Raw genomic sequence first — 19,839 nt, 5'->3', positions numbered from 1 at the left:
TCTCTATAGTGAAGAACGCAAGTACGGGAGGGGCCGGTCATGGCGACGGTCTGCGCGATCATCGAGGACCGATCATCGAGGACACAGTGACGAATCCAGCATCCAACGGTGCCGAGCCCGGCACGGTGACGATCCACCTCGACCGCAAGAAGGTTTCGGTGCCGCGGGTCCCCGGCGAGACGCTATTGGAAAGCGCGCGACGCGCCGGTCTCGAGCCGCCGTTCAGTTGCGAGGCCGGCAATTGCGGTACCTGCATGGCCAGGCTCGTCGAGGGCCACGCGACCATGCGGGTCAACGACGCGCTCGAGGACGACGAGGTGGCCGAGGGCTACATCCTGACCTGCCAGGGCGTGCCCGACACGCCGTCGGTCACGGTGCACTACGAGTAGACGCAGAAAGGCGGCAGTTCATGAACGCCGACGACCTGATCCTGGTGAGCATCGACGACCACGTCGTCGAACCGCCGGACATGTTCCTGCGCCACGTGCCCGGCAAGTACAAGGCCGAAGCCCCAGTCGTGGTGAAAGACGACAAGGGCATCGACCAGTGGGTGTACCAGGGCCGGCCCCAGGGAGTCAGCGGCCTGAATGCCGTGGTGTCGTGGCCGGCCGAGGAATGGGGCCGCGACCCGGCCGGTTTCGCCGAGATGCGCCCCGGCGTCTACGACGTCCACGAGCGCGTGCGCGACATGAACCGCAACGGCATCCTGGCCTCGATGTGCTTCCCGACGTTCACCGGGTTCTCCGCGCGCCACCTCAACATGCACCGCGAGGAGGCCACCCTGGTGATGGTGTCGGCCTACAACGACTGGCACATCGACGAATGGGCCGCCTCGTATCCGGACCGGTTCATCCCGATCGCCATCCTGCCGACCTGGAACCCCGAGGCCATGTGCGCCGAGATCCGCCGGGTGGCGGCCAAGGGCTGCCGCGCGGTGACCATGCCCGAACTGCCGCACCTGGAAGGACTTCCGAGCTATCACGACGACGACTACTGGGGCCCGGTCTTCTCGACCCTGTCCGAGCAGAACGTGGTGATGTGCCTGCACATCGGCACCGGCTTCGGCGCGATCAGCATGGCGCCCGACGCGCCGATCGACAATCTGATCATCCTGGCCACCCAGGTTTCGGCGATGTGCGCCCAGGATCTGCTGTGGGGCCCGGCGATGCGCAAGTATCCCGACCTGAAGTTCGCGTTCTCCGAGGGCGGCATCGGCTGGATCCCGTTCTACCTGGACCGCAGCGACCGCCACTACACCAACCAGAAATGGCTGCGCCGCGACTTCGGCGACAAGCTGCCCAGCGAGGTGTTCCGCGAGCATTCCCTGGCGTGCTACGTCACCGACAAGACCTCGTTGCGGCTGCGCCACGAGATCGGCATCGACATCATCGCCTGGGAGTGCGACTACCCGCATTCGGACTGCTTCTGGCCCGATGCGCCCGAACAGGTGCTGGCCGAGCTGACCGCGGCCGGCGCCGACGACGCCGACATCGACAAGATCACCTGGGCCAACGCCTGCCGGTTCTTCGGCTGGGACCCGTTCGCCCGCACGGCCCGCGAGCAGGCGACGGTGAAGGCGTTGCGCGCCAAGGCGGTAGACGTCGACGTGTCGATCCGCTCACGCGCCGAGTGGGCCCGGCGCTACGAGCAGAAGCGGGTCGCCGGCCTGACCTAGCCCGGCGGGTTGACGAACCAGACGTTCTCCTCGCGCAGATTGCGGCTGCGCCAGCCGTCGGCCGTGCGGACCAGCTCGTGGTGGTAGTAGCCGCCGCAGTAGCTGAGTTCCGCCATTCCCGGCAACTGCATCGGGTTGTAGAACATCGCCCGCACCGTCGCCGCGTCGCCGTCGAGGGCGACGATTTCCACGTTGGTGATGTAGTGCATGGACATCGGAATTGCGGCGAATCCCTTCGCCAGCCACTCGGCCACTTCGTCGCGGGGGCCCGCGGGGGCCCCGGCCGACGAGTAGTCGATGTGGGCATCGTCGGTGAACACCGAGCGGTAGAGCTCCCAGTCCTTGGAATCGACGGCCCGGGCGTATCTGTGGAGCAGGGCGGCGATTTCGATCTCGTCGGCGACTCGCTGCGGATGCATCACCGGGCAATCCTATTCGCCCGGCTCCCGGCCGGCTACAGGGTGGCCAGGGCCGGGGCCAGCGATTCGCGTTGCGTCACAGCGGTGGCGAAGTCGCCGCCGATCTCCGGCAGCAGCGTCACGTGGTCGGCGCCGATCCGCGCGTAGGGCGTGTCGGGCGCCGGCGGCCAGGTGGGTTGGTCCATCTGGTCGAGGTGGTCCCGCATGGTGGCCAGCGGCCTGCCGAACCGCCGCCCGGTGGCCGCCGCCTGTTCCGGGTAGCCGACCCCCAGGCCCAGCACGAACCGCTGCGGATAGGCCTGGGCCAGTTGGGCGGCCGCGGCGTGCATGGTCTGGGCCGGCCGGGCCCAGATGTTGGCGATGCACGTGCCCAGAACCACGCGTTCGGTGGCGGCCAGCAGCATCGACGATTGGACCAGGGCGTCCTTCCCGATGACCTCGTTGACCCAGATTGTCTGGTAGCCAGCGGCTTCCAGTCGCCGCGCGGCCGCACGCTGACGGTCCGCGAACAGCGGCTCGGTGAACGAGGCCGGCAAGCACACCCCCACCGGACCCAACGCCCGGCGCGTCCGGGTGACGACGGTGAGTCCCGGATTCTCACGCGGCAAAGTAGTGCCCCTCGTTCAGGTCGTCGATGAGGCCGGGGTATTCCGGATGCCAGTCCAGCGCCTGCTGCGTCAGCGCGCTGGAGGTGGGGTTGTCCAGCGCGGCGAACAACGCCAGGAACCCGAAATGGCCTGCTTCTTCGGCCGGGATGCCGGCGGTCGGCACGTTCACCTGCCGGCCGATGACCTCGGCGATCTCGCGGAACGGCACGCCCTCGTCGGCGACGCCGTGCAATCGCGTTCCCGCGGGGGCTTTTTCGAGGGCCAGCCGGTACAGGCGCGCGGCGTCGAGCGTGTGGACGGCGGGCCAGCGATTGGAGCCGTCGCCGATGTAGGCGGACTTGCCGGTCTCACGGGCGACGCCGATCAGATGGTGGGCGAAGCCGTGGTGGTCGAGGTTGCTGTGCACCAGCGGCGAAAGCCGGATGACCGACGAGCGCACTCCGCGCTCGGCCAGTGCGATCGCCGCATTCTCGGAGTCGACCCGCGGACCGCCGGGCACCGTGTCGCGTTCGGTGCCGACGCCTGCGTGGCCCAGGAGCGCCAGCAGGAGCGTCCCCGATGTGCTGACGAAGGGCCGCTCCGAGCCGGCCAACGCCTCGCCCATCGCCCGCACGGCACGCAGATCCGTCTCGGCGGCGCCCGCGATGTCGGCGAAGTCCTGCTTGAACGCGAGGTGGATGACACCGTCCGCGGCGGCAGCAGCTTCGGCCAGGCCGTCGGGGTCGTCGAGGTCCCCCCGGCAGACGTTGGCGCCCTTCGCTTTCAAAGCCGTGGCGGCCTCGTTGGAGCGGGCCAGGCCGGTGACCCGGTGCCCGGCCTCGTGGAGTTCGTCGACGACGGCCGAACCGATGTGTCCGCTCGCGCCGGTGACAAAGACATGCATGCGTGGCTCCCTTCTTTCGCTGTCGCGTCCAGTCAACGACCGCGCGCGGCAGCCTGTCCAAGACCCGTTTCGAATGCCGCGATGCGGTTTCGGTATCACCCCTGCTCACTTGGGCTGCGCGCGTGCGGTGGCTACGATAACCTGATGACCGAATCGGTATCGCCCGTCATCGACCTCGATCTGCGGCTGGTCGGGTACTTCGTGGTGGTCGCCGAACACCGGCACTTCGGCCGCGCCGCGACCGCGTTGCGCGTCGCGCAGCCGTCGTTGAGCCGGCAGATCCGCCGGCTGGAGCAACAACTGGGCGTTCGACTGCTGGATCGCACGCCACAAGGCACCCGGCTGACGGAGGCCGGGGAGGTGTTCCTGCCGCGGGCCAAGGCCTTGCTGCGCTCGGCCACGCATGCCGCCGCCCAGGCCCGGGCCGCCGCCCAGCCCAGCCGCATCGCGATCGGCTACACGACCGGGATGATCGTCACCCGCGCGGTGCGCGAGATGCGCCGCGAACACCCCGACGCCGATGTGCAAGTGTCCCATCTGGATTGGGACCAGGCCCTGGACGCGTTACTCGGGCATCGGGTGGACGCGGTGGTGACCCGGCTCCCGTTCCCTACCGACGGGCTGCACGTGACCATCCTCTACGACGAGCCCCGGGTGCTGGCCATGTCGGTCGATCACCGGCTCGCGGGGCGGGAATTCGTCACCCTCGACGACATCGCCGACGAACCGATGCCCCGGGTTCGCGACTCCGACACGCTGTGGAGTGCCTTCTGGCGCATCGATCCCCGGCCCGACGGACGCCGGGCGCCCGATGGACCGTTCATCCACGCGCTCGAGGACAAATTCGAGCTGATCGCCTCCGGGCAGGCGGTCGCCGTTGTGCCCGATTTACGCGTCAACACCCTGCGGCCCGACATCATCACCGTCCCGTTGCGGGGCGTCGAGCCCTGCCACGTGGTGCTCGCCACGCGCGCCGGGGACCGCAGCCGGTTGGTGGCGGCGTTCCGCAAGCTCGCCGAGGCGCACCTCACGGGCTCGCCGTTCTGAGCCCGGGCGGCGCCGTACGGAGGGCGGCGCCGATTCAGCCCTCGGGCAACACAGGCGGCGGGCGATACTGCGGCTCGTAACCGGACACGTGGATCGGGCCGGCGACGAGGCGGAAATCGCCCGCGGCCACGACCACTTCCGGGGTCGCATCGAGCGCCTCAGGCAACGTCCGGACGGCCGCCGCCGGCACCCCGAGGGGACGCAATCGCCGCTCCCAGCCGACGGCGGTGTCGGTTGCCAGCATCGCGGTGACGACGGCGAGCACCTCGTCGCGCCGCTCGACCCGTTCGGCCATCGTCTCGAAACCCCCGATACCCGCCTCGGCGGCGAAGGACTTCCAGAAGCCGTCGTGCGTGACGAACAGCGCCAGATATCCCTCTGCCGTCGGGAACAGTTGCGCAGGAACGTAATACGAATGCGCCCCGTACGGCCGCCGCCGCGGCTCCACGCCGTTGTTGAGGTAGGCCGCGGCGTGGTAGTTCAGCTGCGAGAACATCACGTCGCGCAGCGACACGTCCACCTGCCCGCCGGTGCCGGAGACGATCTTGGCCAGCAGGCCCAGCGCCGCACACATGCCGGTGGAGTTGTCCGCCGAGGAGTAGCCGGGCAGCGTCGGAGGCCCGTCGGGGTCGCCCGTCAGGGCGGCGATACCGGTGGAGGCCTGAACTACGTAGTCGAAGGCCGGGTCGTCGCCGCCGTGCAGCCCGAATCCTGTGATCGCCACGCACACGATCCGCTCGTTGTGGCGCCGCAACGCCTCGTAGGTGAGCCCCAGCCGGCGAATGGCCGACGGCTTCAGGTTCACCAGCAGCGCGTGGGCGCCGGCCACCAGCTCGCCCAGCCGGTTCTGTCCCGCAACGGAATTCAGGTCCAGGCAGATGCTGGACTTGTTGCGGTTGAGGCTGGCGAAATAGCTGGGGCCCACGCCGCGGGAGATCTCGCCGCCGCGGGGCTCGATCTTGGTGACCTCGGCCCCGAGGTCGGCGAGCAGCATGGTGGCGTACGGGCCGGCCAGCATGGTGCCGACCTCGAGGATGCGAACCCCCATAAGCGGGCCCTGGGAACCGTCCCGCGTCACCGCAGCTCCGTTGCGAGAGCGGCGATCATCTCGCGGGTGCGCCGTTTGGAGGCGACCAGTTCGTCGCGGTCGGCGCCGATCGGCAACAGGCGCACCGACAGGTCGGTCACACCGGCGTCGGCGAATGAGCGGAATCGCCGCAGGATCTGTTCGGAGTCGCCGGCCGCGCACAGGTCGCCGACATCGCGGGCGTCGCCGCGATCGAGCAGGCGCTGGTAGTTGGGTGACACCTCGGCCTCGCCCAGGATGCGGTTGGCCCGCTCCCTGGCCTCGCCGACTTGCGCGGGCGCACAAAGGCATACCGGGATGCCCGCGACGATCCGCGGCGCGGGGCGGCCCGCGTCCGCGGCGGCCTTGGCGATCTTCGGCGCGATGTGCTCACCGATCGCGCGTTCGTCGGCCATCCACAGCACGGTGCCGTCGGCAAGTTCGCCGGCGATCTGCAGCATCACCGGTCCGAGCGCGGCGACCAGGACCGGCATCGGGGTGTCGGCTCCGATCGCCAGCGGGTTGTGCACGGTGAACGAATCGTTCTCGACGTCAACCGGTCCCGGCCCGGCGATGGCGGCGCCCAGCACCCGCAGGTAGTCACGGGTGTAGGCGGCCGGCTTCTCATACGGCAGGCCGAGCATGTCGCGGACGATCCAGTGGTGCGACGGTCCGACCCCCAGCGCCAGCCGACCACCGGCCACCGCATGCGTCGAGAGCGCCTGGCGGGCCAGCGCGATCGGATGCTGAGCCTGCAGCGGCACCACCGCGGTACCCAACTCGATGCGCGAGCTGTGCGCGGCCATCAGCGACACCATGGCCAGGCAGTCGAAGTCGTCGGGAACCTGCGGCATCCACGCGGTGTCCAGACCCGCGGACTCGGCCCATTCGATATCGGAGACCAGCTTGTGCACCTTGCGGGCCATGTCGCCGCGCTCGGCACCGATCATCACTCCGACGCGCACGATTCCTCCGATGCGGGTTGGGGGGGTCCGGTCAGGGCCCGGATGTCGCGCACCAGCGCGTCCAGCGGTGTCCCGGTGGGGAACACCGCGGCGGCGCCCGCGGACAGCAGTTTGGGCACGTCGGCGTGCGGGATCGTGCCCCCGACGACGACGGCGATGTCGGCGGCGTCGGCGGCACGCAGGGCCTCGACGGTGCGGGTGGTCAGCGCCAGGTGGGCACCGGACAGGATGCTCAGGCCCACGACGGCGACGTCTTCCTGGACCGCGATCGAGGCGATGTCTTCGATGCGTTGCCGGATACCGGTGTAGATGACCTCGAAGCCGGCGTCGCGCAGGGTGCGCGCGACGATCTTGGCGCCGCGGTCGTGTCCGTCCAGGCCGGGCTTGGCCACCAGGATGCGCACGGCCATCTAGAACACCACCGGCTGTGCGAACTCGCCCCACACCGCTTTGAGCGCGGAGACCATCTCACCGACCGTGCAGTAGGCGTTGGCGCAGTCGATCAGCTTGTGCATCAGGTTGTCGGTGCCCTCGGCGGCGCGTGACAGTTCTGCCAGCGCCGACTGCGCTGCCGCCGAGTCGCGTTCGGCCTTCACCTTGGAGAGCCGCTTGAGCTGCAGGTCGCGCCCCTCGGCGTCCAGCTCGTAGGTGACCACGTCGGGTTCGGGTTCCTCGGAGACGAACCGGTTGACCCCGACGACGGGGCGGGTGCCGCCCTCGATGTCCTGGTGGGTGCGGAAGGCTTCGTCGGCGATCAGGCCCTGCAGGTAGCCGTCCTCGATCGCGGCCACCATGCCGCCGTGGCGCTGCAGGTCGTCCATGATCTCCACGATGCGGCCCTCGGTGGCGTCGGTGAGGGCCTCGACGAAGTACGAGCCGCCCAACGGATCGGCCACGCTGGCCACCCCGGTTTCATACGCCAGGATCTGCTGGGTGCGCAACGCCAGGGTGGTGGATTCCTCGGTGGGCAGCGCGAACGGCTCGTCCCAGGCCGCGGTGAACATCGACTGCACCCCGCCCAACACCGCCGCCATGGCCTCGTAGGCCACCCGCACCAGGTTGTTCTGCGCCTGCGGGGCATACAGCGACGCGCCGCCGCACACGCAGCCGAACCGGAACATCGACGCCTTGTCCGTGTCCGCCCCGTACCGCTCCCGCACGATGGTGGCCCAACGGCGGCGTCCGGCACGGTATTTGGCGATCTCCTCGAAGAAGTCGCCGTGGGTGTAGAAGAAGAACGAGATCTGCGGCGCGAACTGGTCGATACTCATGCGGCCGCGCTGGACCACGGTGTCGCAATAGGTGATGCCGTCGGCCAGGGTGAACGCCATCTCCTGCACCGCGTTGGCGCCGGCGTCGCGGAAGTGGGCCCCGGCCACCGAAATCGCGTTGAACCGCGGCACTTCGGCGGCGCAGAACTCGATCGTGTCGGCGATCAGCCGCAGCGAGGGCTCCGGCGGCCAGATCCAGGTACCGCGCGAGGCGTACTCCTTGAGGATGTCATTCTGGATGGTCCCGGTCAGCGTGACCCGCGGGATGCCCTTCTTCTCGGCCGCGGCGACGTAGAACGCCAGCAGGATCGCGGCCGTGCCGTTGATCGTCATGCTCGTGCTGAGCTTGTCCAGCGGGATGGAATCGAACAGGATCTCGAAGTCGGCCAGGGTGTCCACCGCGACACCGACCCGCCCCACCTCCTCGCCGAACTCGGGATCATCGGAGTCGTATCCGCACTGGGTGGGCAGGTCCAACGCCACCGACAGGCCGGTGCCACCCTGCTCGAGCAGGTACCGGTAGCGGCGGTTGGACTCTTCGGCGGTACCGAAGCCCGAGTACTGACGAAACGTCCACAGCTTGCCCCGATACCCCGACGCGAAATTGCCCCGCGTGAACGGGAACTGTCCGGGCGGCGCAGGTTCGGCGGTCCTGTCCCCCGGCCCGTACACGGGCCGCAACGGAATGCCCGATGGGGTCTGAATCTGGTTATCCATCGGCTGATAACGTACTTGCAAAAAAAGAGAATGCCAATACCGCGGGGCTGACCAGGCCAAAGGAGCGCCATGCCCAACGATATGCGCGGCGAACGAACCGCCGTGATCTCCGGCGGCAAGGCGCTGGCCGCCGTCGGCGACGTCCGCCGGGAACGAGGACGTGGCGCGCGGTCGAGGCCGCGGCGTCGCGGTCGGCCGGGGTCACCGACCTGTCCCGCTACGGCGGTGCAGACCAGCCGATCCCGGACCTCTTCCTGGACTGAGGGTTAAGCTGCTCGACGTGACGGTTTCGCGGCCATCGGCCGGCGACCTCGACGCCGCGGCTCGGCATTTCGGGTTCCACCTCGACGCCGGCGCGCGACGCGGGTACCTGGCGGCCGTGGACCGCACCCTGACGTCCTATGACGTGGTCGATGCGCTGTACGAGGAGTTGGCGCGGCCGCAGGCTCCCGAGCGCGGCTACCGGTTCCCGACGGCGGCGGAAAATCCGCTCGGCGCCTGGTATGTCACCACCGAGATCCGCTCCGGCGCCGCGGGACCGCTGGCGGGCAGGACGGTCGCGGTCAAGGACAACATCGCCGTCGCCGGCGTTCCGATGATGAACGGGTCCCGAGCGGTCGAGGGGTTCGTCCCCGGCCGCGACGCGACCGTCGTCGAGCGCCTGCTCGCCGCCGGGGCGACCATCGCCGGCAAGAGCGTGTGCGAGGACCTGTGCTGCTCGGGGTCGAGCTTCACCTCCGCCTCGGGGCCGGTGCGCAATCCCTGGGACACCGCGCGCGAGACGGGCGGGTCCTCCAGCGGGAGCGGCGCATTGGTCGCCGCCGGAGAGGTCGACCTCGCCCTCGGCGGCGACCAGGGTGGGTCGATCCGCATCCCGGCCGCGTTGTGCGGCATCGTCGGGCACAAGCCGACTCACGGCCTGGTGCCCTACACCGGGGCATTTCCGATCGAGCGGACGATCGACCATCTCGGACCCATGACGCGCACCGTCGCCGACGCCGCACTGATGCTCACGGTGCTCGCCGGGCCCGACGGCCGCGACCCGCGCCAGCATCAGCCGATGGCCGCGTTCGACTACCGGGCCGCGCTCACCGGCGACGTGACCGGGCTGCGCGTCGGCATCGTCGGCGAGGGTTTCGGGCAGCCCGGGGCGTCACCGGAAGCCGACGAACTAGTCCGCTCGGCGGCGCGGCGGTTCACCGAATACGGTTGTCCGGTAGGCGAAATCAGCGTGCCCTGGCACCGGACGGCGCTGCACGTGTTCAACGTCGTCTTCACCGACGGCGCCACCTACCAGATGGTCGACGGCAACGGCTACGGGCTCGGCGTCGACGGGTTGTACGACCCGGAGCTCATGGCGCACTTCGCCCGGCAGCGGGTCGCCAACGCCGACGCGTTGGCCAGCACCGTCAAGGCGACCGCGCTGTGCGGGCATTACGGACTGCACACCCTCGGCGGCGCAACCTACGCCAAGGCGCGCAACCTGCTTCCGCACGTGCGGGCCGCCTACGATGCGGCGCTGGACGAGTACGACGTGCTGGTGATGCCCACCGTTGCGGGGACGGCGGACCCGCTTCCGGCCGGCGGTCCCGACGACGTCGGACTGCTCGGTCGCGCGCTGGGCAAGGCGGTCAACACCGCACCCATGGACATCACCGGCCATCCCGCCCTGTCGGTGCCCGCCGGCCTCCTCGACGGCCTGCCGGTCGGGATGATGATCGTGGGCAGGCGATTCGACGACGCCACGGTGTTGCGGGCCGGCGCCGCGTTCGAGTCCCTGTGCGGCGGATTTCCCTTCCCCGGGTAGCGCCTATGCACGGCAGATGATTTCGCCATGCGGGATCGCCAGCCAGCCGTCCGGGGCCGCGGCCCAGGCCCGCCACGCCGCGGAGATCTCCTCGAGCTGCGCCGGCGTGGCCAGGCCCAGCCGCAGCAATTCGCGCGCCACACCCGAATGCAGGATTCGGTCGGCCCACATTCCGCCCCACCACTGCCGGGTCGCGGGCGTCGCGTAGCACCAGAGGCTGCCCGTGGGCGCGATGTCGGCGAACCCGGCCTCGAGCGCCCAGGACAGCAGCCGCCGGCCCGCATCGGGTTCGCCGCGGTTGGCGCGGGCCGCCTTCTGGTACAGATCCAGCCACAGGTCCAGCGCGGGAAGCCTTGGATACCAGACGAATCCGGCATAGTCGGCGTCGCGGGCCGCCACGACCCCGCCCGGACGGCACACCCGGCGCATCTCGCGCAGCGCGCGCACCGGGTCGGCGACGTGCTGCAGCACCTGGTGGGCGTGGACGACGTCGAAGGTGTCGTCGGGGAAGTCGAGCCGGTGGACGTCGGCGGTGGCGAACGAGACGTTGGACAGGTTGCGCCGCTGTATCTCGGCGCGGGCCACGTCGAGGACCGCGCCGAATTGGTCGACGGCGGTGACCGGTCCGGGGGCGACCCGGGCGGCGAGGTCGCCGGTGATCGTCCCGGGTCCGCACCCGACGTCCAAAACGGACAGCCCCGGCCGCAGATGCGGCAGCAGGTAGGCCGCGGAGTCTTCGGCCGTGCGCCGCGAATGACCGCGCAGCACCGACTCGTGGTGTCCGTGGGTGTAGTTGGCCCGGGGCTCGTCGATCACCGTGCGCTCCCTAATCGACCGGGACGTCGAGGATCGGGCGGTCGGCGGCAGCGCCCGGGCCGTTGAAATGCCACCACTCACCGGAGTACACGCTCAGCCCGCCGTAGGTCATCGCGTTGCGCAGCTGGGCGCGGTTCGCCTGCGCCTCCGGGCTGACGCCCTGCGTAGCGAATGCGGTTGCGCGGGCGGTGAAGTCGTCGAAGTCAGTGCCCATGTCGGCCAGGCACACCCCGCCGGCGTGACGGTCGGGCGCACATGGCTGCCCCGCGCTGGTGAACGTCACGTCGACCGAACGCCCGGACTCGTGGCTGTGCGCGTAGGGCCCTGGCCGGGCGACCCAGGCCGGGTTGGGCACCGCGTTGAACATCTTGACCTGCACGTCGTGGGGCCGGTAGCAGTCCCAGAACACCAGCACGTGCCCCTGCGGGCGCAGCGCCGCCGCAGCCGCGCCGAGGCCGGGCGCCATCGACTGGTGCACCAGGCAGCGGGCGTCTGACGGGTACAACTGCGTGCCGGTGAAATTGTTCGTCGTCGCGTAGCGCAGGTCGACGACGGCGTCGGGCACGACGCTGCGGACGTCGACGAACCCCGCCGCGCGCGCCGCGTCGCTGACGGGCGGCACAACGGGGCTGGCCGTCGCGCTCGCGGCGCGGGAGAGGTCGAGCAGTAGTGCCGCAACCACGGCCACCATGAACCGCTGCATCCGACCATTGTCATGGTTCGTCAGTCGCCCGCAAGGTCGCCGTCCACGTAGCGTTGCTGCGCGATCGAGGTGCTCGTCTGGAACAACGTGTTGATCTCGGTCGTCACGCCACGCGCATCGACCACCCGTGACGGCGTGATCCGTTGCGGCATAGGGTTTTTCGGCGTCGTCAACGACACGTACTTACCGCCGAACACCAGTCCCGCCCGCGACGCCAGCATCGTCAGCTTCGTCTTGGCCGTGAAATCACCCCGGAACTGCCCGTGCACCAACGCGAACACCACCGCGGCCACGACCAGCACCGCCACGCCGGACAGCTTGTAGGGGGCGAGGAGCTGCCCTTGCCCCCGGAGGGCGATTCGGCAGGCCCTACTTATGCGTGGGCGTTGAAACTGGGCCAGGTGCCGTTGCGCAGCAGCCGCAGGCCGTTGAGGCCGACCAAGACGGTGGAGCCCTCGTGACCGGCCACGCCCAGCGGCAGCGGCAGGTGCCCCGCGAGGTCCCAGGTGACGAGCACGGCGATGAACGTCGCGGCGATGACGAGGTTTGCGGCCACCACGCGGCGGGCGCGGCGCGCGAGGGCGATGACGGCGGGAATGGTGGCCAGATCGTCGCGGGTGATCACCGCGTCGGAGGTTTCCAGGGCGAGGTCCGAGCCGGAACGCCCCATCGCGACACCGACGTGGGCGGCCGCCATGGCCGGGGCGTCGTTGACGCCGTCGCCGACGAGCATCACCTTGGCGCCACCGGCCTCCAGGTCCCGGACGGCGGCGACCTTGTCTTCCGGAAGTAGTCCGGCGCGGACGTGGGAGATCCCCAGGTCACCCGCGAGGCGGGCCGCGGCGCGGGGGTTGTCGCCCGTCAGCAGCACGGGCTCGGTGCCGGTGAGCGCGGCGACCCGGGCCGCGGCGTGGGCAGCCTCGCCGCGCGGGCGGTCGGCGAGCCCGAGCACCCCGGCGACACCGCCGTTGATGCGCACGACGACCGCGGTCTGGCCCGCGTCCTCGAACTCGGCGACGGCGGCCCGGCCGGCACAGTCGCGTTCGTCGAGGAGCGTGGGACTGCCGACCTCGACGACGTCGGCGCCCACCCGGGCGCGAACCCCGCGCCCGGGCGTGGAGGCGAAGTCAGTTGTGGGTTGCGGCGGCAGGTTGGCGTCGCGCGCGGCGGCGACGATCGCCCGGCCCAGCGGATGCTCGGAGGGATTCTCCGCGGCCGCGGCCAGCGCCAGCAGCGCGCCCTCCCCCAACCCGGCCGCGGACAACACCCGGACGCCGGTGAGCTGCGGCGCTCCTTCGGTCAGTGTTCCGGTCTTGTCCAGCGCGACCCGGGTGATGGTGGCGAGCTTTTCCAGCACCACGGCCGACTTGATCAACACCCCGTGCCGGCCGGCGTTGGCGATCGCGGCCAGCAGCGGCGGCATGGTGGAAAGGACCAGGGCGCAGGGTGACGCCACGATCATGAAGGTCATCGCGCGAAGCAACGACGGCTGCAACTCGGCGCCGAAGCACAGCGGGATGGCGAACAAGGCGACGGTCGCGCCCACCATACCCACCGAGTAGCGCTGTTCGACTTTCTCGATGAACAACTGCATGCGGGCCTTGCTGGCGCTGGCCTCGGCGACCATCTCCACGATCCGCGCGATGACGGTGTCGGCGGCCGGGCGGCTCACCCGCACCCGCAGCGTGCCGGTGCCGTTGAGGGTGCCGGCGAACACCTCGTCGCCACTGTCTTTGTCGACCGGCAGGGGTTCCCCGGTGATGGTGGCCTGATCGACCTCGCTGGCGCCGTCGACGACGACACCGTCGCCGCCGACGCGTTCCCCGGGGCGGATCAGGAGCATGTCGCCGACGTCGAGCGTCGTGGTGTCGACCACCTCCTCGGCGCCGGTCGTGGTGATACGCGTGGCGGTTTCCGGTGCCAGGTCGAGCAGTCCGCGCACCGAATCCTCGGTGCGCTTGGTCGCCACGGCCTCCAGCGCGCCGGAGGTGGCGAAGATGACGATGAGGAGCGCGCCGTCGAAAACCTGACCGATCGCCGCGGCGCCGATGGCCGCGGCGACCATCAACAAGTCGACGTCAAGGGTCTTGTCCCACAACGCTTGCAGCCCGGCAAGTCCCGGCTCCCATCCCCCGGCGACGTAGCAGGCGAGGTAGAGCGCCCAGTACAGCCAGGCCGGTCCCCCGACCAGTTGTGCCAACAGGCCGGGGCCGAACAGTCCGGTCGCGACCAGCGCCCAGCGGACTTCGGGCAGCGACCATGCGCCGGACCGCGGCAGTCGCCACGAGTGCGCCTGCGCGTCGCCGTCCGGATGCGCAGAGGTGGAGGTGGGCATGCCGGCAGTCACCCGACCACCTTATCTGCATGATCATGCGTATGCGCACATGCAAGTACAGGCAGCCGACTGATCACCGAGGTCAGCGGTATGCTGCAGGCTGTGCACACGTCGATCTCCGGGTTCGCCATGCCGACCGAGGAGCAGGTGGGGCGCGCCGCCGAGGCGTTTCGGATGTTGAGCGACCCGACCCGGATCAAGGTGCTCTGGGCGTTGTTGCAGGGTGAGACCTCGGTGGCGTGCCTGGCCGAGTTGGCGCAGGTGGCGCCGGCGGTGGTCAGCCAGCATCTGGCGAAGCTGCGTCTTGCCGGCCTGGTCAAAAATCGCCGCGAGGGCACCTTTGTCTACTACTCCCCGGCCGACCGGGACGTGTTGCGCGTGCTCAGCCAGGCGCTGTTCGGCGCCGACACGATCGGCGACATCGCCGCGCCCCCAGGGATCCCCACTCCGGGGGACTGAGTCGCCGTTGCCCCGCCCGAAAAAGCGCTGGCAAACCCTTGGCCGCATGGGCTAATATCTGCGCATGCATGCAGGTAATGGTTCGGGGCCGCCGCTGGACGAGGATCAGGTGGGACTGATCGTCGAGGTGTTCCGGATGTTGGCCGACGCCACCCGCATTCGGCTGCTGTGGTCGTTGATCGACGAGGAACTGTCGGTCACCGACCTGGCCGAACGGGTGGGAAAACCCGCCCCATCGGTGTCTCAGCACCTGGCCAAGCTCCGGATGGCCCGGCTCGTGCGCACCCGCCGGGCGGGCACCACGATCTTCTACAGCCTGGAGAACGACCACGTGAGCCGCCTGGTCGTCGACGCGGTGTTCAACGCCGAACACGCCGGCCCCGGCGTTCCCTCCCACCACCGTGGCCAACCCGCCGTGCGCGACATCGCGGCCGAACGGCAGTCGCGAAAGGCCCACCCGAGATGAGCGACCACCACCACGGCGCCGTGGGCGCGGGTCATGATCATCCCCACGATCACGACCACGGCCATGACCATCCGAAGGGATTAAGGGGTGCGATCAAGGAGATCTTCGCCCCGCATTCCCACGACGCCGCCGACAGCCTGGACGGCGCGCTGGAGTCCAGCGCGGCCGGGATCCGCGCGGTCAAGACCAGTCTGCTGGTGCTGGCAGTCACCGCCGTGGTGCAGATCGTCATCGTCATCGTCTCGGGGTCGATCGCCCTTGCCGCCGACACGATCCACAACTTCTCCGACGCGCTGACCGCCGTCCCGCTGTGGATCGCGTTCGCCCTGGGCACCAAGGCCGCCACCCGCCGCTACACCTACGGATTCGGCCGGGCGGAGGACCTGGCCGGCCTCTTCGTGGTCGCGATGATCACGATGTCGGCGATCATCGCGGGCTACGAAGCCGTCATGCGGCTCGTCCATCCCCAGCCGATCGAGAACGTCGGATGGGTTGCGCTGGCCGGGCTGGCCGGGTTCGTCGGCAACGAATGGGTCGCCCTCTACCGGATCCGGGTCGGCCGGCGCATCGGGTCGGCCGCCCTGATTGCCGACGGGCTGCACGCCCGCACCGACGGATTCACTTCCCTGGCGGTGCTTCTCGCCGCGTGCGGTGTCGCCCTCGGCTTTCCGCTGGCCGACCCGATCATCGGCCTGGTGATCACCGTGGCCATTCTGGCCGTGCTGCGCACCGCCGTGCGCGACGTGTTTCGCCGTCTCCTCGACGGCGTCGATCCCGAGCTCATCGACACCGCGCAGACCATCCTGGCCGCCCGGCCCGGGGTCCGCTCGGTGCGCAGCGTGCGGATGCGCTGGATCGGGCACCGACTACACGCCGACGCCGAACTCGACATCGACCCCGCCCTGAGTCTGGCCGAGGCGCATCGCATCGCCCACGACGCCGAGCACGATCTCATGTACGCGGTCCCCAAGCTGACCACCGCGATGATCCACGCCTATCCCGCCGGTGACGCCAATCCCGCGGAGGCGCACCGCCATGACGCCGAGCGGCATGGCCAACACCATCAGCCGCACCGAGAACCCCGGACGACTTCGTCCTCACGCCGCGGCGCTGTGCGTGAAGAAGATATCCTTGACCTCGCGCAGCGCGTAGAAGACCAGGACGTAGCCGGCGAGAGGGTCGGCCCACCACCAGCCGGCGAGGGCATTGAGCAGTAGCCCGAGCAGGACGGCTGCCGACAACAGACCGTCGATGAGGGTGACCCGGCCTTCCGTGGCGAGCACGGGATTGCCGAGTGCGGCACCGGCTTTGGCCTTACCTGCCGCCAATGCGAACATCGCCGCCGCGGTGACAGCCGTCCAGGCGATACCCAGCGGCGAGTAACGGGGGTGAAAACCGTTGACGAACACAACCGTCGACTGCACCAGCAAATAGACCGCCAGAGCCGCAAAGCCGACACCGATGAGCCGCAGGGCAAACCGCTGACGCGCCTCGCCGGTTCCGGACAACTCCCAGACCACCACCAATGAGGCGCCGATCTCGATCAGCGAGTCCAGACCGAATCCGGCCAGGGCCACCGATCCGGCCTTGACGGCCGCCACCGCCAGAACTAAGGCACCGACCACATTCCAGGCCAGCGTGGCATATTCCAGAGCGAACCCCCTGCGCAGCAATGCTTTACGCGCAGCATCGTCAAGCTCGCTCATCCCGACAGTGACACATATGGCCGAGCCGGCCGCGCTCCCGGGTCCGTTCGCGGGCCACGGCCGTCACGTCGGCAGGCCCAAGTCGGGCACAGACCCAACTCCGCCGTGGTCACCGCGGCGCGGTGCACCGGAGCCGAGCCCAACGCTTTTCGCGCCCAGAGTACGGCGAATCCGGCCGTTGCCCCGTACCCCGCGACACGGGGATCGTCGCCCATGCAGATCACGGTCTCACGATATACCCATGGATCAATCCCGAGGTGTGCGCCGGCTGCTTCCCTCGCTGAAACCGGTTTGAATTCGGTCGATTTCGGTTCCGGCGGAGCCGCATCCGTTGACCGCGCAGGGCGCCCGCGAGCCGGAGCACATGCGACAGGCGCCACAGGCTTCCGGGGAGGGGTCCACCGTCGATACCACACTCCGTGGCTGCATGAGCCGGCGCGGCCGCGCCGCACACCTCGGTGACCGTGACCGGACTGGGCGCGACGGTGGTTGCCGGCGGCGAACCGGGCCCGGCCGGCTCCGGTTGTGTAAGGCCCCTGCGCCACCTGCACCGGAGGCCGACCCGTGCCCCGCGCGAGCGGGTCGTTCTCGCGGTGGCCAGGGGCGGGATCGAACCGCCGACCTTCCGCTTTTCAGGCGGTGGTGCGGCCTACACCGATGTGTTTCAGCCGGTCAGACCGGATGTGCGACCGGTATTCGGACGTGTCAGATCAGTCGGTCTGGCTCGCTGGCCCCATCTTGGCCCCATGGAACCAGCTTCCCGACTAAGCCCGGACGCCCGTCGCTCATGGTTGGCGAACGTGTTTACGCCTTTAGATGGGTCTGACCCTAGCGTGTACCTCAACGGCCTAACGTACATCACTATATCAGTGAGGTACTGGCTTTTATTGAGGTATGGTGGTAGTCATGGCGCACCAGGACAGGGCGGTCAGCGCGCTGGAAGGCGTGCTTCATACCGCGCTGCGCGCGCGTAGCGCTGAAGGTCCGAACCGGGATCTGATCGTGACGCTGGACAATAAGGATCTTCGGGTCCGCTGGCTAACGGTCGGCTGGCCGCAGCAGGTCGAAGCGGCCCTGCACGATAAGCCCAGGCCGGACGTGATCGCCGCGCCGCGGATGTCACCGGGAGCGCGCGCTGTCGCCATGAAAGCCGGCATCGGCTGGGTCGATGAATCCGGTGCAGCTGACATCGTCATCAGGGATTCCTCGGGGACGACGATCATCATCGACACAAAGGGCAAGCCCCCGGTGCCCCTGGACTCGCGCATCGGGTGGAGGCCAGCCACGCTCGCCGTTTGCGAGGCCATCCTCTCGGGACAGGCAAGCCCGACCGCGAACTCGGTTATAGACGCCACCGGGATATCAATGGGCAGCGCGGTGACTGCGCTGAAATTCCTCGAGAAGGACGGGCATCTGGTCAGCTCGGCTGCGCGTGGTCCCAGTGCGGCGCGGCGCGTCGCGGATCGCGACGAGTTTCTCGACGCTTACGCGACGGCGGCCGAGCGGCTGCGCTCCGCGATTTCCATCCGCGTCGGTGTGCTGTGGCGAGATCCCGCCGCCGGGGCGATCCAGACCGGTCAGCTCTTGGAAGCTGCTGATATAGATTGGGCTGCCACAAGCGCACTTTCGGCGAGCATACTTGCGCCGATGCAGACCGAGGTAGCGCCCTTGGAGATCTATGTGGCGGGCAAGACGTGGAGTGATGTTCGCCGAGCCGCGTCGGCCGCTGGCCTCCAAGAGATGGATGGTGGCCGCCTGGTGCTGCGCCCGTTCCCCACACCGGCCGGTGCGAAACTCACCGAGACGATCGCCGACGGCTTTCGCTCGGTGCTGTGGCCTCGCGCGTACGCCGACCTCCGAATCAGTGGGGTGCGCGGCGAAGACGCGGCCGAGCACTTGCGTGAGGAGATGACGACACTATGAATGCCGACGTAGGACAGGTTCGGACCGCCGCGGCCAGGCGAGCAGCTGAACTCGCACTGGTGCGCGTGGTGCATCACTACGGGGGACGCCCAGAATTCGTGCTTCTCGGGGGATTGGTGCCCGCCCTGCTGTGCTCGAACTCGTCGAAGCGTCACGCGGGGACGTCCGATGTCGACGTTCAGGTCAACCTGGAAATTGCCGGTGGCTCAGTTCAAGCGGCGCGCTTGGAAGAGGCGTTGCTCAATGCGGGGTTTGAGCCTGATGACGAACGGGTGTGGCGATGGGAGCTAAACGACCCCGAGGGCGTGCGCGCTACGATCAAGTTCGAGCTGCTGGCTGATCTCGACGATGAGCCGAACAACGCGACTGTCGAGTTCACCGGCTGCAAACAGCTCGGGGCAGCGAACCTGCGCGGAACTGGATACGCCGCAAGAGACGTCGTGATTCAGAAGATCCAGGCAATCGACCACGGGACGCGGCGCGAGGCTGAAATCAAGGTCACCGGATTGGCCGGTTTCCTCCTCGCGAAGGTGGCTGCGGCTCACGGCCGCCGCAAAGAAAAGGACTGGTACGACATCGCATTCGTGTTATTGCACAACAACCACGGGGACGCTACCGCAGCGGCTGAACGCGTCTTGGAGGTTTTTGGTCTGCCGACAGGAGAGGTGCGCACCCAATTGCTAGACCTGCAAGCGAATTTCGCCGATTCGTCCGCCCAGGGCTCTCTCGCGTACGTCAAGCAGTTCATCGAGAACCACCCCGACGAAGACGCTGAGACCGTGGCGACCGACGGTCAGCTCGCGATCGCGGCATTCACTCAGCGCCTGCTGCGCTGACCCGCTGATCAAAGTGTCGTCCCAGGAACGGTACAAGGTCGGGGCAAAGTTGCGAAAGTCGCGAACAGCACCTGACTCACAGTCGCGTAGAGCGCTCACCGCGATTGGCCTCTGCACCGTACGTCGGCGTGTCGGAT

Annotated in this window: 19 protein-coding genes, 1 tRNA gene and 2 pseudogenes; 9 read left to right on the top strand and 13 right to left on the bottom strand. The window is 69.0% G+C overall.

Going from position 1 to position 19,839, the window contains the following annotated elements; genetic code table 11:
- Positions 1 to 71 precede the first annotated feature (71 nt).
- Together FPZ47_RS00675 and FPZ47_RS00670 are read left to right on the top strand one after the other, a co-directional pair.
- Positions 72 to 389, top strand: coding sequence for a 2Fe-2S iron-sulfur cluster-binding protein (locus FPZ47_RS00675; protein WP_246133235.1), 318 nt, complete (start codon positions 72 to 74; stop codon positions 387 to 389).
- Positions 390 to 409: 20 nt separating this feature from the next.
- Positions 410 to 1,675, top strand: a complete 1,266-nt coding sequence (locus FPZ47_RS00670; protein ID WP_144947053.1) for an amidohydrolase family protein — start codon at positions 410 to 412, stop codon at positions 1,673 to 1,675.
- On the opposite strand, the gene FPZ47_RS00665 is transcribed toward FPZ47_RS00670, so the two are convergent.
- Genes FPZ47_RS00665 through FPZ47_RS00655 form a run of 3 tightly spaced genes read right to left on the bottom strand, consistent with a single transcriptional unit; the run spans position 1,672 to position 3,585 of the window.
- Positions 1,672 to 2,094, bottom strand: coding sequence for a nuclear transport factor 2 family protein (locus FPZ47_RS00665; RefSeq protein ID WP_144947049.1), 423 nt, complete (start codon positions 2,092 to 2,094; stop codon positions 1,672 to 1,674). The two genes, FPZ47_RS00670 and FPZ47_RS00665, sit on opposite strands and share 4 nt — an antisense overlap.
- 35 nt (positions 2,095 to 2,129) lie before the next feature.
- Positions 2,130 to 2,702, bottom strand: a complete 573-nt coding sequence (locus tag FPZ47_RS00660) for an LLM class flavin-dependent oxidoreductase (RefSeq protein ID WP_246133231.1) — start codon at positions 2,700 to 2,702, stop codon at positions 2,130 to 2,132.
- Positions 2,692 to 3,585, bottom strand: a complete 894-nt coding sequence (locus FPZ47_RS00655) for an SDR family oxidoreductase (protein ID WP_144947046.1) — start codon at positions 3,583 to 3,585, stop codon at positions 2,692 to 2,694. The genes FPZ47_RS00660 and FPZ47_RS00655 overlap by 11 nt, the downstream gene beginning before the upstream one ends.
- Before the next feature lie 144 nt (positions 3,586 to 3,729).
- On the opposite strand from FPZ47_RS00655, the gene FPZ47_RS00650 reads away from it, so the two are divergent.
- The gene (locus FPZ47_RS00650) at positions 3,730 to 4,632 is read left to right on the top strand and encodes a LysR family transcriptional regulator (RefSeq protein WP_144947043.1); all 903 of its coding nucleotides are present in this window, start codon (positions 3,730 to 3,732) and stop codon (positions 4,630 to 4,632) included.
- Positions 4,633 to 4,666: 34 nt separating this feature from the next.
- Here FPZ47_RS00650 and FPZ47_RS00645 read toward each other — a convergent pair whose 3' ends face one another.
- From FPZ47_RS00645 to FPZ47_RS00630, 4 genes are read right to left on the bottom strand one after another with little or no spacing between them, the layout of a single operon-like run.
- Positions 4,667 to 5,680: a CaiB/BaiF CoA transferase family protein gene (locus tag FPZ47_RS00645; RefSeq protein WP_144947221.1), complete on the bottom strand. Its 1,014-nt coding sequence runs from the start codon at positions 5,678 to 5,680 to the stop codon at positions 4,667 to 4,669.
- Positions 5,681 to 5,706: 26 nt separating this feature from the next.
- Positions 5,707 to 6,663, bottom strand: a complete 957-nt coding sequence (locus FPZ47_RS00640) for a TIGR03564 family F420-dependent LLM class oxidoreductase (RefSeq protein ID WP_144947040.1) — start codon at positions 6,661 to 6,663, stop codon at positions 5,707 to 5,709.
- Positions 6,648 to 7,073, bottom strand: coding sequence for a cobalamin-dependent protein (locus FPZ47_RS00635; protein ID WP_144947038.1), 426 nt, complete (start codon positions 7,071 to 7,073; stop codon positions 6,648 to 6,650). Before FPZ47_RS00635 ends, FPZ47_RS00640 begins: the two co-directional genes overlap by 16 nt.
- Positions 7,074 to 8,651, bottom strand: a complete 1,578-nt coding sequence (locus tag FPZ47_RS00630) for a methylmalonyl-CoA mutase family protein (protein WP_144947035.1) — start codon at positions 8,649 to 8,651, stop codon at positions 7,074 to 7,076.
- Positions 8,652 to 8,931: 280 nt separating this feature from the next.
- Here FPZ47_RS00630 and FPZ47_RS00620 point away from each other — a divergent pair, with 280 nt between their 5' ends.
- Positions 8,932 to 10,458: an amidase gene (locus FPZ47_RS00620; protein WP_144947033.1), complete on the top strand. Its 1,527-nt coding sequence runs from the start codon at positions 8,932 to 8,934 to the stop codon at positions 10,456 to 10,458.
- A 3-nt stretch (positions 10,459 to 10,461) separates the two neighbouring features.
- Here the strand turns inward: FPZ47_RS00620 and FPZ47_RS00615 are convergent, their stop codons facing one another.
- From FPZ47_RS00615 to FPZ47_RS00600, 4 genes and pseudogenes are all read right to left on the bottom strand, one after another.
- A complete protein-coding gene (locus FPZ47_RS00615) occupies positions 10,462 to 11,274 on the bottom strand; it encodes a methyltransferase domain-containing protein (RefSeq protein ID WP_144947030.1) in 813 nt (270 codons plus the stop codon).
- A gap of 10 nt (positions 11,275 to 11,284) precedes the next feature.
- Positions 11,285 to 11,965, bottom strand: a complete 681-nt coding sequence (locus FPZ47_RS00610) for a M15 family metallopeptidase (RefSeq protein WP_144947219.1) — start codon at positions 11,963 to 11,965, stop codon at positions 11,285 to 11,287.
- A 65-nt stretch (positions 11,966 to 12,030) separates the two neighbouring features.
- Positions 12,031 to 12,336 (bottom strand): annotated as a pseudogene (locus tag FPZ47_RS00605) (hypothetical protein); the annotation flags it as partial.
- 14 nt (positions 12,337 to 12,350) lie between these two features.
- The gene (locus FPZ47_RS00600; RefSeq protein ID WP_144947216.1) at positions 12,351 to 14,312 is read right to left on the bottom strand and encodes a heavy metal translocating P-type ATPase; all 1,962 of its coding nucleotides are present in this window, start codon (positions 14,310 to 14,312) and stop codon (positions 12,351 to 12,353) included.
- 90 nt (positions 14,313 to 14,402) lie between these two features.
- On the opposite strand from FPZ47_RS00600, the gene FPZ47_RS00595 reads away from it, so the two are divergent.
- The 3 genes and pseudogenes from FPZ47_RS00595 to FPZ47_RS00585 form a co-directional block, all read left to right on the top strand.
- Positions 14,403 to 14,771, top strand: coding sequence for an ArsR/SmtB family transcription factor (locus tag FPZ47_RS00595; RefSeq protein WP_246133230.1), 369 nt, complete (start codon positions 14,403 to 14,405; stop codon positions 14,769 to 14,771).
- A gap of 64 nt (positions 14,772 to 14,835) precedes the next feature.
- Positions 14,836 to 15,237 (top strand): ArsR/SmtB family transcription factor, encoded by a 402-nt coding sequence (locus FPZ47_RS00590; RefSeq protein WP_144947027.1) that lies wholly within the window; start codon positions 14,836 to 14,838, stop codon positions 15,235 to 15,237.
- Positions 15,234 to 16,241, top strand: a pseudogene (locus tag FPZ47_RS00585) (cation diffusion facilitator family transporter); the annotation flags it as partial. The gene FPZ47_RS00590 and the pseudogene FPZ47_RS00585, both read left to right, overlap by 4 nt.
- A gap of 93 nt (positions 16,242 to 16,334) precedes the next feature.
- Here the strand turns inward: FPZ47_RS00585 and FPZ47_RS00580 are convergent.
- Together FPZ47_RS00580 and FPZ47_RS28215 are read right to left on the bottom strand one after the other, a co-directional pair.
- Entirely contained in the window at positions 16,335 to 16,943 is a 609-nt protein-coding gene (locus FPZ47_RS00580) for a cation transporter (protein ID WP_144947024.1), read from the bottom strand.
- Between the two features lie 594 nt (positions 16,944 to 17,537).
- Positions 17,538 to 17,599, bottom strand: a tRNA-Phe gene (locus tag FPZ47_RS28215).
- Positions 17,600 to 17,849: 250 nt separating this feature from the next.
- Between FPZ47_RS28215 and FPZ47_RS00575 the strand changes: the two genes are divergently transcribed.
- On the top strand, positions 17,850 to 18,866 hold the full coding sequence (locus tag FPZ47_RS00575; protein ID WP_036429123.1) for a hypothetical protein: 1,017 nt from the start codon (positions 17,850 to 17,852) through the stop codon (positions 18,864 to 18,866).
- Entirely contained in the window at positions 18,863 to 19,702 is an 840-nt protein-coding gene (locus FPZ47_RS00570; RefSeq protein ID WP_069433435.1) for a nucleotidyl transferase AbiEii/AbiGii toxin family protein, read from the top strand. Before FPZ47_RS00575 ends, FPZ47_RS00570 begins: the two co-directional genes overlap by 4 nt.
- Positions 19,703 to 19,839: the final 137 nt, after the last annotated feature.

The sequence above is a fragment of the Mycobacterium helveticum genome (assembly GCF_007714205.1).
Classification (GTDB): domain Bacteria; phylum Actinomycetota; class Actinomycetes; order Mycobacteriales; family Mycobacteriaceae; genus Mycobacterium; species Mycobacterium helveticum.
Note: the sequence above shows the minus strand (reverse complement) of the source record. Positions and strands in the feature narration are given on the sequence as shown.